Source organism: Inquilinus sp. CAU 1745, assembly GCF_039839375.1.
Classification (GTDB): Bacteria; Pseudomonadota; Alphaproteobacteria; order DSM-16000; family Inquilinaceae; genus JBDOQU01.
Genome location: NZ_JBDOQU010000001.1, coordinates 322,887 through 335,682 on the forward strand (window position 1 = coordinate 322,887; position 12,796 = coordinate 335,682).

The 12,796-nt window shown below is 63.4% G+C and carries 11 protein-coding genes; 3 read left to right on the forward strand and 8 right to left on the reverse strand.

Going from position 1 to position 12,796, the window contains the following annotated elements:
* Nucleotides 1–88: 88 nt before the first annotated feature.
* The 3 genes from AAFN89_RS01575 to AAFN89_RS01585 form a co-directional block, all read right to left on the reverse strand.
* The gene (locus tag AAFN89_RS01575) at nt 89–2,218 is read right to left on the reverse strand and encodes an acetate--CoA ligase family protein (protein WP_347535186.1); all 2,130 of its coding nucleotides are present in this window, start codon (nt 2,216–2,218) and stop codon (nt 89–91) included.
* Nucleotides 2,219–2,342: 124 nt separating this feature from the next.
* Entirely contained in the window at nt 2,343–3,617 is a 1,275-nt protein-coding gene (gene frc / locus AAFN89_RS01580) for a formyl-CoA transferase (RefSeq protein WP_347535188.1), read from the reverse strand.
* A 53-nt stretch (nt 3,618–3,670) separates the two neighbouring features.
* Entirely contained in the window at nt 3,671–5,428 is a 1,758-nt protein-coding gene (locus AAFN89_RS01585) for a thiamine pyrophosphate-binding protein (RefSeq protein WP_347535190.1), read from the reverse strand.
* Between the two features lie 346 nt (nt 5,429–5,774).
* On the opposite strand from AAFN89_RS01585, the gene AAFN89_RS01590 reads away from it, so the two are divergent.
* Nucleotides 5,775–6,464 (forward strand): GntR family transcriptional regulator, encoded by a 690-nt coding sequence (locus tag AAFN89_RS01590; protein ID WP_347535192.1) that lies wholly within the window; start codon nt 5,775–5,777, stop codon nt 6,462–6,464.
* Between the two features lie 69 nt (nt 6,465–6,533).
* Here the strand turns inward: AAFN89_RS01590 and AAFN89_RS01595 are convergent, their stop codons facing one another.
* The 3 genes from AAFN89_RS01595 to AAFN89_RS01605 all read right to left on the reverse strand — a co-directional run bounded on the left by AAFN89_RS01595 (nt 6,534) and on the right by AAFN89_RS01605 (nt 9,880).
* Nucleotides 6,534–8,051 (reverse strand): tripartite tricarboxylate transporter permease, encoded by a 1,518-nt coding sequence (locus AAFN89_RS01595; protein WP_347535194.1) that lies wholly within the window; start codon nt 8,049–8,051, stop codon nt 6,534–6,536.
* A 181-nt stretch (nt 8,052–8,232) separates the two neighbouring features.
* Complete coding sequence (locus AAFN89_RS01600; protein ID WP_347535196.1) at nt 8,233–8,739, reverse strand: tripartite tricarboxylate transporter TctB family protein; 507 nt, start codon at nt 8,737–8,739, stop codon at nt 8,233–8,235.
* A 139-nt stretch (nt 8,740–8,878) separates the two neighbouring features.
* Nucleotides 8,879–9,880, reverse strand: a complete 1,002-nt coding sequence (locus AAFN89_RS01605) for a tripartite tricarboxylate transporter substrate-binding protein (protein WP_347535198.1) — start codon at nt 9,878–9,880, stop codon at nt 8,879–8,881.
* Between the two features lie 273 nt (nt 9,881–10,153).
* Here AAFN89_RS01605 and AAFN89_RS01610 point away from each other — a divergent pair, with 273 nt between their 5' ends.
* Entirely contained in the window at nt 10,154–11,083 is a 930-nt protein-coding gene (locus AAFN89_RS01610) for a histone deacetylase family protein (RefSeq protein ID WP_347535200.1), read from the forward strand.
* 9 nt (nt 11,084–11,092) lie between these two features.
* Here the strand turns inward: AAFN89_RS01610 and AAFN89_RS01615 are convergent, their stop codons facing one another.
* Both AAFN89_RS01615 and AAFN89_RS01620 read right to left on the reverse strand, forming a co-directional pair.
* Complete coding sequence (locus AAFN89_RS01615) at nt 11,093–11,536, reverse strand: CBS domain-containing protein (protein WP_347535202.1); 444 nt, start codon at nt 11,534–11,536, stop codon at nt 11,093–11,095.
* Nucleotides 11,537–11,635: 99 nt separating this feature from the next.
* Nucleotides 11,636–11,914, reverse strand: coding sequence for a DUF3253 domain-containing protein (locus AAFN89_RS01620; RefSeq protein WP_347535204.1), 279 nt, complete (start codon nt 11,912–11,914; stop codon nt 11,636–11,638).
* A 124-nt stretch (nt 11,915–12,038) separates the two neighbouring features.
* Between AAFN89_RS01620 and AAFN89_RS01625 the strand changes: the two genes are divergently transcribed.
* Nucleotides 12,039–12,755 (forward strand): LuxR C-terminal-related transcriptional regulator, encoded by a 717-nt coding sequence (locus AAFN89_RS01625; RefSeq protein ID WP_347535206.1) that lies wholly within the window; start codon nt 12,039–12,041, stop codon nt 12,753–12,755.
* The last annotated feature ends 41 nt before the right edge of the window (nt 12,756–12,796 follow it).

Here is a 12,796-nt window from a genome sequence, read left to right on the forward strand (position 1 = left end):
TTCCGCGGGTTCTCTGATTCAGATACTGGGCGACGCACGCCCCCCAGGTCCATCCCTGTTGCGCCGCCTAATGTTTCCCCACGGACGGCTACAGCAACCCGGCTCCCCGCGCCCACCTGTATTTCGCCCCCAGCACCGCCACGGGGATTTCGGTGGAATAGGCATAGGCCGGTATGCCGTGATCGTAGAGATACTCCGACGCTTCCTCCACCTGCACGTCCCCGGCCAGCGACGCAACGACCGGCTTGTGGATGCCCTGGGCCTTCATCTCGTCGACTACCTCCACCATCAGCTTGGCGAACACCATGGGCGGGGTGATGATCGTGTGCCAGTAGCCCAGGATCAGCGAATGGATGCGCTCGTCCTGTAAGCCCAGACGCACCGTGTTCTGGTACGTCGACGGCGGTTCGCCGCCGGTGATGTCGACAGGGTTCCCCGCCGCGCCGAAGGGCGGGATGAACTTCCGGAAGGCCGCGTCGAGATCGTCCGGCATCGCCATCAGTTTCAGATTGTTGTCGACGCAGGCGTCCGACAGCAGCACGCCCGACCCGCCGGCCCCGGTGATGATGATGACGTTCTCGCCCTTGGGCGTCGGCAGCTTCGGCACGCCGCGCGCGAACTCAAGCATATCGCGCAGCGACCGGGCGCGGATGACGCCGCACTGGTTGAACACGTCCTCGTAGATCTTGTCGTTGCCGGCCAGCGCCCCGGTATGGGAACTGGCGGCCTTCGCGCCGGCGGATGTCCGTCCCGCCTTCAGGACGACGACCGGCTTCTTCTTTGTCACCCTTTTGGCGACCTCCGCGAAGGACCGGCCGTCCTTCAGGTCCTCGCAATGCTGGGCGATGATCTCCGTGTTGTCATCCTGTTCGAAGAAGGTCAGCAGATCGTCCTCGTCCAGGTCCGACTTGTTGCCCAGACCGACGATCGCCGACACGCCCATCTTGGCCGACCGGCTGAAGCCGATGATCGCCATGCCGATGCCGCCCGACTGCGACGACAACGCCGCCTTGCCCTTCACGTCATAGGCGGTGCAGAAGGTCGCGCACAGATTCTTGGGGGTGTAGTAGAAGCCATAGATATTCGGCCCCATCAGGCGGATGCCGTATTTCAGGCCAATCTCCTGGATTTCCCGCTGACCTTCCTCGTTCCCGGTCTCCGCGAAGCCGGACGGGATCAGCACCGCGCCGGGAATTTTCTTCTCCCCGCATTCGATCAGCGCCTGGGCGACGAATTTGGCGGGGATCGCGAACACCGCCACGTCGACTTCGCCGGGAATGTCCTTCACCGACTTATAGGCCTTGCGGCCCATGATCTCCTCGGCTTTGGGATGGACCGGATAGATATTTCCCTCATAGCCCCCGTTGATGAGGTTCTTCATCACGGAGTTGCCGATCTTCCCGTCTTCCGCCGACGCGCCGATCACCGCCACTGAGTCCGGCTTCATGATCCGGTTCATCTGGCGGACGATGTCCTCTTGCGACGGCCGATGACGGGGAGTCTTGACAGCAAAGTCGACGACGATCCGCACGTCGGCCGCGACCGCGCCGCTGGCCGTCGCGAATACCGGGTTCAGATCCATCTCGTCGATTTCGGGAAAATCGCTGACCAGCTGCGACACCCGCGCGATCATGCCCGCCAGCGCCTCGCGGTCGACAGCCTCTCCGCCACGGACGCCCTTCAGCATCTCCGCCGCCTGGATGCCATCCAGCATCGACAGCGCGTCGTCCCTGCTCGCCGGCGCCAGCCGGAAGGTGATGTCCTTCAGCACCTCGACCAGCACGCCGCCCAGGCCGAACGCCACCAGCTTGCCGAAGCTGTCGTCGGTAACGGCGCCAATGATGACCTCCTGCCCGTCCTTCAGCATCTGCTGGACCTGGATGCCGTCGATCCGTGCGTCTGCCTTGTACTTCTTCGCGTTGGCGACGATCGTCTCGTATCCCTGGCGCGCCTCTTCGGCCGATTTGACGCCAACCAGGACGCCGCCAGCCTCGGTCTTGTGCAGGATGTCGGGGGAGACGATCTTGAGCACCACCGGATAGCCCATCCCGTCAGTCAGCTTCGCCGTCTCGTCGGCCGATCCGGCCACGCCTTCCTTCGGCACGGCGATGCCGTAGGCGTCGCAGACCAGCTTTCCTTCCGGCGCGGTCAGAGAGGTGCGGCCGTCGGCCTTGACCTTGTCGAGGACCTTGCGGACCGCGTTCTTATCCTGGGACATTTCCTGTTCCTCCCTTGGCCGGCGCGTTCATCCGGGCCGGTCCTATGGATATGAGTCTCCCGTGCCCGAGCCTGCTTTCCGGCCCCGGCGTCCTTCCCCGTCACTTCCTGAGGACAGCCGGAGCCTATTCGGCGGCGATGCGCGGAACGCCGCCTAGCGCTCCGGATTCCTTGACCTCCGATACCCGGCTATCGTCGAAGCCCAGCACCTCGCGCAGGATCTCCTCGGTATGCTCGCCCAGAAGCGGCGACCGGGTGACCTCCGTCGGACTGTCGGACAGCTTGATCGGATTGCCGACCGTCAGGTACTTGCCCCGCTTGGGATGATCGACCTCCACGATCGTGCCGGTCTTCCTCAGGGACGGCTCCTCCGCCAGTTCCTTCATCGACAGGATCGGCCCGCAGGGGACGTCATACTTATTGAGAATGTCCATCGCCTCGAACTTCGTCTTCGTCATGGTCCATTCCTCGATGGTGGCGAAGATGTCCTTGAGGTGCGGCAGCCTTGCCTCCGGCGTGGCGTAGTCGGGATCGGCGATCCAGTCCTCCTTGCCGATGACCGTGCAGATCTTCTCCCAGACCGGCGCCTGGGTGATGAAGTAGATGTAGGCGTTGGGATCGGTCTCCCAGCCCTTGCACTTCAGGATCCAGCCCGGCTGTCCGCCGCCCGACGCGTTGCCCGCGCGAGGCACCGCCTCCCCGAATTCGCCATGAGGATATTGCGGATATTCCTTCAGGACGCCGTGGGAAAGGCGCTGCTGGTCGCGCAGCTTGACCCGGCAGAGGTTCAGGACGCCATCCTGCATCGCCGCCAGAACCTTCTGGCCTCGTCCGGTCCCGTTGCGTTGATAGAGCGCCGCCACGATGCCCAGCGCCAGATGCAGCCCGGTGCCGCTGTCGCCGATCTGCGCGCCTGTCACCAGCGGCGGCCCGTCATCGAAACCGGTCGTCGAAGCCGCCCCGCCGGCGCATTGAGCGACGTTCTCATAGACCTTGCAATCTTCGTAGGGGCCTGGCCCGAACCCCTTCACCGAAGCGACGATCATCTTCGGGTTCAGTTGCTGGATCCGGTCCCAGCCGAAGCCCATCCGGTCCAGAACCCCGGGCGCGAAATTCTCCACCAGCACGTCGCAGCTCTTCACCAGCGCCTCAAGGACTTCCTTGCCCTTGGGGTTCTTGGTGTCCAGCGTGATCGACCGCTTGTTGTGGTTCAGCATCGTGAAATAGAGGCTGTCCACCTCCGGGATATCGCGAAGCTGCCCGCGCGTGATGTCGCCGGGGCCCGGCCGTTCGACCTTGATCACGTCCGCCCCGAACCAGGCCAGAAGCTGCGTGCAGGTCGGTCCTGACTGGACATGGGTGAAATCGAGGATGCGGACGCCGTCTAAAGCCTTGCCCATATTTCCCTCCCTGGGGCCTTTCTCATTGTCGTTTTGTCGCGCCGTTCGGGGCGCTACTTATACATCGTCTGCGCCTTTGTGCCCGGCGCGTACTCCCGTGGGTCGACCCAGATATTGACGACGGCCGAGCGGCCGGATTTGGCGATCGCCTCCCGCGCCCGCTGGAGAGCCGGCGCGATCTCGGCCGCGTCCCTCACCTCCTCGCCATGGCCGCCCAGCATCTCGGCGAACTTGCCGAACGGCACGTCGCCGAGAAGGTTGCCGACATTGCCCCGCTGTTCGCCGTACTTGGAGATCTGGCCGTAGCGGATCTGGTTCATAGCGGAATTGTTGCCAATCACGGCGAGATAGGGCGCGCCGAAGCGGTTGGCGGTCTCCATGTCGAAGCCGGTCATGCCGAACGACCCGTCGCCGTAGTAGCAGAGCACCTCCTTGTCCGGCCGGGCCAGCTTGGCCGCCATGGCGAAGCCGGTGCCGACGCCGAGGCTGCCCAGCGCGCCGGGATCCATCCAGTTGCCCGGCCCGCGCGGCCGCACCGCCTGGGCGGAAATGGTGACCACGTCGCCGCCGTCGCCGATATAGATCGTGTCGTCGGTCAGGAACTCGTTGATCTCCCACGCCACCCGGTAGGGGTGGATAGGCGACTGGTCGGACAGGAACAGCGGCATCAGCTTTTCGGTCGCCGCCTTCTCCGCCTCCTGAAGCTGCGCCATCCATTGCTGGCGGGCCTGACGCTTGCCCTTGTCGATCCTGGCGCTCGCCGCCTCCAGCACCGCGCCCAGGATCGCGCCGGGATCGCCGACCAGCCCCAGAGAGATGTCGCGGTTCTTGCCGACGGTCTTGTAGTCCATGTCGATCTGGACGAGCGTCAGGTCATTGCTGATCCGCTTGCCGTAGCCCATGCGGAAATCGAAAGGCGTGCCGACGATGAGGATGACGTCGGCGCCACCGAACGCCTTCGACCGGGTGCGGTCGAAATGATGCGGGTCGCCCGGCGACAGCAGGCCGCGGCTCGCCCCGTTGAAATATCCCGGGATGTCCAGTCCGCGCAGCAGAGCGATCGCCTCCTCATGACCCCGCGCCGCCCAGACCTGTTGCCCGAACAGAATCGCCGGCCGTTCCGCGTTGACCAGAAGGTCGGCCAGCTTCTCGATATCGCGCGGATCGCCGATCGAGCGGGTGGAGGCGCGGTAGGCGCCCGGCTTCGGGATCACGGCCTTGTCCAGGTCGATCTCCCGGTCCAGAACGTCGCGCGGGATTTCCAGATAGGCCGGGCCATAGGCGCCGGCGAAGCATTCTCGCGCGGCCATGGAGATCATGTCGGCGACGCGTTCGGTCGACCGCACGCTTTCGGCGAATTTGGTGATCGGCCGCATCATGTCGACATGCGGCAGATCCTGGAGAGATCCCATCTTGTGCTGGGTCAGCGCGCCCTGGCCGCCGATATGCAGGATCGGGCTTTCCGACCGGAAGGCGGTCGCGACGCCGGTCACGGCGTTGGTGCAGCCGGGGCCGGCGGTCGTCACCACGCAGCCCAGCTTGCCGGTCTGGCGGGCATAGCCGTCGGCGGCATGGGCCGCCACCTGCTCATGCCGCACGTCGACGATGCGGATGCCTTCATCCACGCAGCCATCATAGATGTCGATGATATGGCCGCCGCAGAGGGTGAAGATCGTATCCACCCCCTCGCTCTTCAGCGCCTTGGCGACGAGATGGCCGCCGGAGACGACGTTGCCTTCCCGGCTCTTGCGCTTCAGCGTGTCGTCCGCCGTCGTAGTTTCCGCGACGGCGGCGGTGGCGATTGCAGTCATCAAGCGTCTCCTGATCTACCCGTCTCAAGGACATTGTCGGTGCGGCGCGGTGCCTTCGAGGGCATGGAAGAATCGAATGTCCGCGCCGATTTCGACACCGCTTCTATTCCGCAGATATAATACTGTATACAAGATATGGTTAGCAACCGCGAATGCGGAGAATCCCGAACGCCTGAGGCCTGAAAAGGAGTGGCCGACGGGCAACGCCATGTCGCCGGCGACGAGTGGCCGGGCCGACGCTGGCATTACCTGTACGATATGCCGTAGTCTGTTCGCGGTATGCGGAATCCAATGGAAGCCCCACGAAAGCTGTGTTCCACCGCCATGTTCAGGACCGGACAACACGATGGATGATCTCAAGCTCAAGGTTCGCCCGTTAGACACCGGTGCAACCTTCAAGGCCCAGGCCTACGCCGCCCTCAGGAAAGCGGTGACCGAAATGGACATCTATGACCATCCGGGCGACATCCGGCTGGACGAGCGGGAGTTGTGCGCCGCGCTGGGGGTCAGCCGGACACCCATCCGGGAAGCACTCAATCTCCTGGAGCAGGAGGGACTCGTCCGCTCCCAGCCGCGCCAGGGAGTGTTCGTCGTCAAGAAGACGAAGAAGGAGATCCTCGAATCGATCACCGTCTGGGGCGCGCTGGAGGGCATGGCGGCGCTGCTGGCCACGCAACGCGCGACGGACAAGGAAATCGCTTCGCTGCGCCGCCTCTTCCGGGAATTCGACGATGGCCGGCCGGCCGAGCATCTGAATGAATATTCCGACGCCAACATCGCCTTCCATCAAACGATCATACGCCTGGGACGGTGTCAGCTCATCACCGACATTACGGAGAACCTGTTCATTCATGTCCGGGCGATCCGCAAGATAACGATCGGCCAGGAAGACCGCGCCGATCGATCGATCACCGACCATTTCCGCATCATCGAAGCCCTTGAGAAACGCGACGGCGACCTGGCCGAGCGGCTGGTCCGGGAACATACGCTGGGCCTCGCGGCGCATGTCGAAAGGCACGGGGACTTCCTGGAGTAGCTGAAACTCCCACCGACGGAGGCGAAAGGAGGCGGCTCACCGCCGCCCCCTCCCTCTCGTGGATCCATCTCAACCCTGCGATTCATCAGGGATCGGCTGACCAGCCATCATGCGCCGGCGCTTGCGCCGCCAGCCGGCGGCCAGCGGGTAGACGAACAGCACCACCGCCAGCGCCAGGAAGCAGGCGGAGATCGGCCGTTCGACGAAGACCATCGCATCCCCGCGCGAACCCAGCAGCGACTGGCGCAGCGACTGTTCCGCCAGCGGCCCCAGAACGATGGCGAGCACCGCCGGCGCCACAGGGTAGTCCAGCTTACGCAGAAGGTAGCCGACGACGCCGAACAGGAGCATCAGCCAGACATCGTGCAGCGTCTGGGTGGGCGCGTACCCGCCGACGATGCACAGCGTGAAGATCACCGGCGCCAGGATGGTGAAGGGCAGCGTCAGCACCTTCGCGAAAAGCGGGATTAGGGTCAGGTTGAAGATCAGCGTGAACAGGTTCGCCAGATAGAGGCTGGCGACCAGGCCCCAGACGAAATCCGGATGTTCGGTGAAAAGCAGCGGTCCCGGCCGCAGCCCCCATATGATCATGCCGCCCAGCAGGATCGCCGTCGTCGGCGAGCCGGGAATGCCCAGCGTGATCATGGGAAGCATGGAGCCGGTGGAGGCCGCGTTGTTGGCCGATTCCGGCGCCGCGATGCCCTTGATATTGCCCTTGCCGAACGTCTCCGGCTCGCTGGAGAAGGACTTGGCCATGCCGTAGGCCATCAGCGAGCCCGGCGTCGCTCCGGCCGCGGGCAGGATGCCGACGAAGAAACCGAGGAAAGAGCCGAAGATGGACGTGCCGAAATAGCTCCGCACCCGCTTAAGGTTGCTGACGATGATCCTCCAGGTCACGTTCACGCGTTCGACCTGCACCTTCCCCTTGGTCTCTTCCAGCGTCCACAACATCTCGCCGATGCCGTAGATGCCGATGGCCAGCACCAGGAAGTTGACCCCGTGATAGAAGCCCGAAATATCGAAGAAGATCAGCCGGGGGTTCCCCGAAACGATGTCCAGCCCGATCGTGGCCAGCACCAGGCCGATGACGATCGAGAAGATGGTCTTCGGGATATCGTCGCCGCCAAGCCCGATGAAGGTGGCGAAGGCGAGTATCATCAGCGCGAAATTCTCCGGCGGCCCGAAGCTGAGCGCGACCCGGGCGAGCGGCGGCGCGAACAGGGTGAACAGCACGACCGAGATCGTGCCGCCGATGAAGGAGGCTATGGCCGCAGTCATCAGCGCCTGATCCGCCTTGCCCTGCATCGCCATCGGTCTTCCGTCGAAGACCGTCGCGACGGCGGTGGATGCGCCGGGAATACCCAGGGTGATGGAACTGATGGCGCCGCCATACATCGCGCCGTAATAAATCGCCGCCAGGAAGATGATGGCGGCATTGGGCGGCACAAGGAAGGTGACCGGCAGGAGAATAGCCACCCCGTTCACCGAACCAAGGCCCGGCATGGCGCCGATGAACAGGCCGGCAAGGCAGCCGATCACCAGCATCATGAAGTTGACCGGCACCAGGGCTTCAGAAAATCCGGCCATAAGCGGAAGAAATATCGTTTCCATCCCGGTTACCAACTCCCTGTTCGCATCGTTTCAGCCAGCGGCCCATACGGGCCGAGCCTTCCGGTCTCGCCTTGGAAAATGTGGATGTCGCGCCCGACCGCGGATTCTGGCGAGGGCGGCGCGTGGTGATTGTGATGACTCATCCGGCGCGTCCCGTTCAATAAATGATCGCGTAGATCGGATAGAAGAGCGGCGCCGATATCCCCTTGGGCAGCGGAATGACCAGCAAGTACTCGAAGAACAGGAAGATGAAGATCGGAATGCCGAACATCAGCGATATGCTCGTCGTCCAGCTATGCCCGCCCAGCGCCTTCAGATAGAAGAGAAGGAACAGCATGAGGGAGAAGTAGAGGCCGATCGTCGCCGTCCCGAACAGCAGGAGGACAAGGGCGAGCACGGTGATGCCGATGAGACGGACCGCATGGCTGTCCATGAACGTCTCTTCCGACCGCGATTGCGGCGTCGCCCGCATGAACCAGCGGACGATCGTCGCGATGCAGGACAGCAGCATGACGAGAGAAAGCCAGAACGGCCACGCGCCGGAACCGGGGCCCGTGCCCCTCACCCAGCCGATCGCGAGGCCGTCGGTTGATTTGTACATAAGGGCGACTGACGCTAGAGCGAGAAACACCGCCATAAGCAGTTCGGCAGTACGAACGGTCATGGACGACCCTCCTTTGTGATTCCGCTCCGCCACGCGCAAATCCCCGATCCGCTCGCGGGAGGTCGGAACGACTTCTTCTTCTGGTGCGGTTCTTCTGAAAGCAGAGAGGCCGCCCCGTGAGGCGGCCTCTTTCTCAGTTCTATTGGCCGGTGATGGCTGCGGCGCCGACCTGTTCGATCAGCGCCTCATGACGGGCGTACTGATCCTCATGGAACTGGCCGAGATCCGCTCCGGAGACATAGTCGTCGCAGAACAGACCCTCACTGGCGCAGTACTCCTGCCATTCCTCCGAATTAAACAGGGTTTCGAAGAGGGCGATGTACCATTGCTGCGCCTCTTCCGGCATCTCCGGCGGCCCGTTGATCGAACGCTGCATGAAGTAGCTGATGTCATGCCCGGTTTCGGCGGCCGTCGGCACGTCGGCGAACGCCTCCATGCGCTCCTCGGTGAACTGTACGATCGGCCGCGACTCCCCCGCCCGCCAGAACTCGTTCTGTTCCGCGGGATTGTTGACCGACGAGTCGATATGGCCGCCGATCAGGTTGCTGGCCACCACGCCACCGCCCTCGAACGGAATGTAGGTGATGTCGGTGCCGAACTCGGCCTCGATCATCGCGGTCAGGATCGAATCTTCCTGACCCATCCCGGTGCCACCCATATTCCAGTCCAGACCGGACTCGGTGATGGCGGCGGCATAGTCTTCAATGGTCTGGATTTCGGAATCGGCGTTGACCCAGAGCACGAACGTATCGAGCGCCATGCGGCCGATCGGCGTGAAGCTGAGAACGTCGACGCCGAGATCTTCCTGGATGATAGGTGTCGTATAGAAGCTGTTCAGCGTCACCAGCACCTTGTGCGGGTCGCCGGCATTATCCTGCATGTAGCGTAACGCCTCGGCGCCCGACCCTCCCGGCTTATTGATCGGGATGAAAGGTGTCGGCGAGAGATCCTTCTGCTCAATAAGGCCTTGCAGAAGGCGCGCGATCTGGTCGGCGCCGCCGCCAGTACCCGCCATAATGATGAGTTCGACCGGTGCTCGAGGTTGCCAATCCTGTGCTTCGACCGGTTTCGCGAAACCGCCAGCCGCCACGGCGACGCCGAGTGCGGACAGGCCAAGTAAGCTCTTCCTGGTTAGCGACATTGTTTTCCTCCCGGTTTCGAGCGTTGATCGCTCAGTAGATTCTTTCTTCTTCGTACCTCTTGGTCATCGGTTCATGTCCCGGAAGTGCCCGGGAAATAGTGTATACTGTCTTTCGTATGCGAGATAATGTCACAGGGGACGGCATATGGAGTCAAGAGGCCTTGCGTTGCCCAATGAGATCGGATCACCTGGCCGGTTTTTTGAACCCAATCGAAAATTGGTTCAGGCCGAGCATCGCTGTCGACAGGCGTCTCATCACATAAGGGCAAGGGCATGACGACGCTGATCTTCACCCATCCCGACTGCCTGGATCATGACACCGGCCCCGGCCATCCCGAACGCCCCGACCGGTTGAGGGCGGTCCAGGCGGCGCTTCAGCAGGACGGGCTGGCGGACCTTGAGCGGCGTTCAGCGCCGGAAGCCACAGTCGATCAACTGGAGCGGGTCCACGAGCCGGATTACGTCGCGCATGTCCTGGCCTCGATTCCCGCGCAGGGGCTGGTGCGACTCGATCCCGACACGGTGCTGTCGCCGACATCCAGGAGCGCGATCCTGCGCGCCGCGGGCTCCGTCTGCGCGGCGGTCGACGCGGTGATGACAGGCGAGACCGACAACGCCTTCTGCGCCGTCCGGCCTTGCGGCCATCATGCCGAGCCCGACCGGGCGATGGGCTTCTGCCTCTTCAACAACATCGCGGTCGGCGCGGCGCATGCACGCGCCGTTCACGGGGTGGAACGAGTTGCCGTAGTCGATTTCGACGTCCATCACGGCAACGGCACGCAGGCCATGTTCTGGGACCGGCCGGGGATGCTGTTCGCCTCCACCCATCAATGGCCGTTCTATCCGGGCACCGGGGCTGCCGATGAACGGGGCGAGCATGACAACATCGTCAACATCCCCCTTCCCGCCTTCTCAGGCACGAAGGAATTCCGCCTCGCCATGGAGTCCTTCATCTTCCCGGCGATCGAGGCGTTCGGTCCCGACCTGCTGATGATCTCCGCCGGCTTCGACGCCCATGCGGAGGATCCGCTGGCGCAGATCGAACTGGTCGATGAGGATTTCGCGTGGGTCACACGCGAGCTGGTCGCGCTGGCGCGCAAGCACTGCTCCTCCAGGATAGTGTCTGTCCTGGAAGGCGGCTATGACCTCGACGCGCTGGGCCGCGCCTGCGCCCTTCACGTGCGGGAACTGGCGGCTGGCTGAGGCAAACTATCAGGCTGTTTGTCGGTTCCGGACGCCGTCCTCTCCAGTCCGCCCGATCTCGTCCAGGCGGGAAGTCACCAAATCCCGGACGCTGATCACGCCTATAAGCGTATCGTTCTCCAGGACCGGGAGATGCCGGATATGATGGGTCTCCACCAGTTCCAGCACATGTTCGACCGGATCGCCGGGCGCGCAGGTGATGACGTTCCTGCTCATCAGGGCGGAAACCGGTGTCCGGAGCGCCGCCGGTCCAAGATCGACCAGCGCGCGCACGATGTCCCGTTCGGAGAACATCCCCAGCACGACGTTGCCCTCGGTGCGGCACACGTCCTTCACCACCAGCGCGCCGACATTCTCCCTGCGGAGAAGCTGCGCCGCGACCTCGACCGTCTCACCGAGGCGAACGGTAAGGATCCTGGTCCCTTTCTTGGTAAGGATGTCAGCTACTTTCATCGCTTTCCTCCCCAGCTGCCGGCTTATGACGCCGTGCCTGATATACAATATACACGAGGTCGGAACAGGCGTCGAGAGAAGCCGGAAAGGGCCTAGCCTCTAAGGAACGCGGAAGCGCACGAGCCCCTTTGCGTCGGCCGGGTCGATCGCCTCACCCTTGCGCACCACTTCCAGCCGCCCCTGCCGCGCCAGATGGAGCGCCTGCTGCTTCACGGGGTTGAGCCACCGGCGCCAGGCGTCCGGCGGGTCCTTCGGTTTTACCCGATCGCGGGCGAAGGCGATCGCCACCTCCTGCGCGGAAACCGGCTTTTCGGCCGCCATGCGGAGGAGGCAGGCGACCAGCGCATCGTCGCCGGCGGATTCATATGTGTCATTCATAATCGGGACGTATCATGGTTTCACGCCGGGGTCATCCGCGATCGCCGGCGGGGCGTATCGAAGATCCTATTTCAGTTTTGTGGCGTTCCATTTGCTGTCGACCCTGCTGATGTAACGAACGGCCATGGCCAGAGATAGAGAGACCGGAAACCTTCATCCCGCGAATGTCGATGGCGACACCGACGCCGAAAAGGAGATCGCCCGGCTCACCGGCGTTATTCACGATTTGTGGCAGATCCTGGACCAGCAGGGAGAGATGATCTGCCGGTTCAGGCCCGACACCACCCTCACCTATGTCAACCAGGCCTATGCCGCCTATTACGGCAAGCGGCCGGAAGAGATGGTGGGCATGCGGTTTATTACCATGGCGCCGCCGGCCAGGCGCACGCAGGTGATGGCTTATCTGCGAACCTTCACGCCGGAGAAGCCGATCAACACCTTCGAACTCCGGACGGTCAAGGCCGGCGGCTCCGTCAGATGGACCTGGTGGCGGGAATACGCGCATTTCGCGGCGGACGGATCGATCGACCATTTCCATTCCATCGGACGGGACGTCACGGAGATGCGGCTCATGGAACTGGCCCTCGCCGACGCCCGCTTTCGGCTGCGCCGGAAGGAAAGCCGGCCCCCGGACCCTTCCGACGTTCCCCTCTCCCGCCGGGAACGGCAGATCGCCGACCTGATCGTCGTCGGCCATACAAACAAGCAGATCGCCGGGGAACTCGGTCTCCAGGTGTCGTCGGTCAAGGTCTACATCACCTCGCTGTTCCGGAAGCTGGAAGTCCGCAACCGCACGCAGGCCGCCACGCGCCTGCTTGAGCAGGACCCGGCGGATTCTTGACAAAGATGCGCGGGCCGGTGCGAATTTTCGGTCGGCATGTC

Excerpts from the sequence above, each read along its gene's own strand:
- AAFN89_RS01575 (WP_347535186.1), bottom strand. The coding sequence starts at position 2,218 with ATGTCCCAGGATAAGAACGCGGTCCGCAAGGTCCTCGACAAGGTCAAG.
- frc (WP_347535188.1), bottom strand. The coding sequence starts at position 3,617 with ATGGGCAAGGCTTTAGACGGCGTCCGCATCCTCGATTTCACCCATGTC.
- AAFN89_RS01585 (WP_347535190.1), bottom strand. The coding sequence starts at position 5,428 with ATGACTGCAATCGCCACCGCCGCCGTCGCGGAAACTACGACGGCGGAC.
- AAFN89_RS01590 (WP_347535192.1), top strand. The coding sequence starts at position 5,775 with ATGGATGATCTCAAGCTCAAGGTTCGCCCGTTAGACACCGGTGCAACC.
- AAFN89_RS01595 (WP_347535194.1), bottom strand. The coding sequence starts at position 8,051 with ATGGCCGGATTTTCTGAAGCCCTGGTGCCGGTCAACTTCATGATGCTG.
- AAFN89_RS01600 (WP_347535196.1), bottom strand. The coding sequence starts at position 8,739 with ATGACCGTTCGTACTGCCGAACTGCTTATGGCGGTGTTTCTCGCTCTA.
- AAFN89_RS01605 (WP_347535198.1), bottom strand. The coding sequence starts at position 9,880 with ATGTCGCTAACCAGGAAGAGCTTACTTGGCCTGTCCGCACTCGGCGTC.
- AAFN89_RS01610 (WP_347535200.1), top strand. The coding sequence starts at position 10,154 with ATGACGACGCTGATCTTCACCCATCCCGACTGCCTGGATCATGACACC.
- AAFN89_RS01615 (WP_347535202.1), bottom strand. The coding sequence starts at position 11,536 with ATGAAAGTAGCTGACATCCTTACCAAGAAAGGGACCAGGATCCTTACC.
- AAFN89_RS01620 (WP_347535204.1), bottom strand. The coding sequence starts at position 11,914 with ATGAATGACACATATGAATCCGCCGGCGACGATGCGCTGGTCGCCTGC.
- AAFN89_RS01625 (WP_347535206.1), top strand. The coding sequence starts at position 12,039 with ATGGCCAGAGATAGAGAGACCGGAAACCTTCATCCCGCGAATGTCGAT.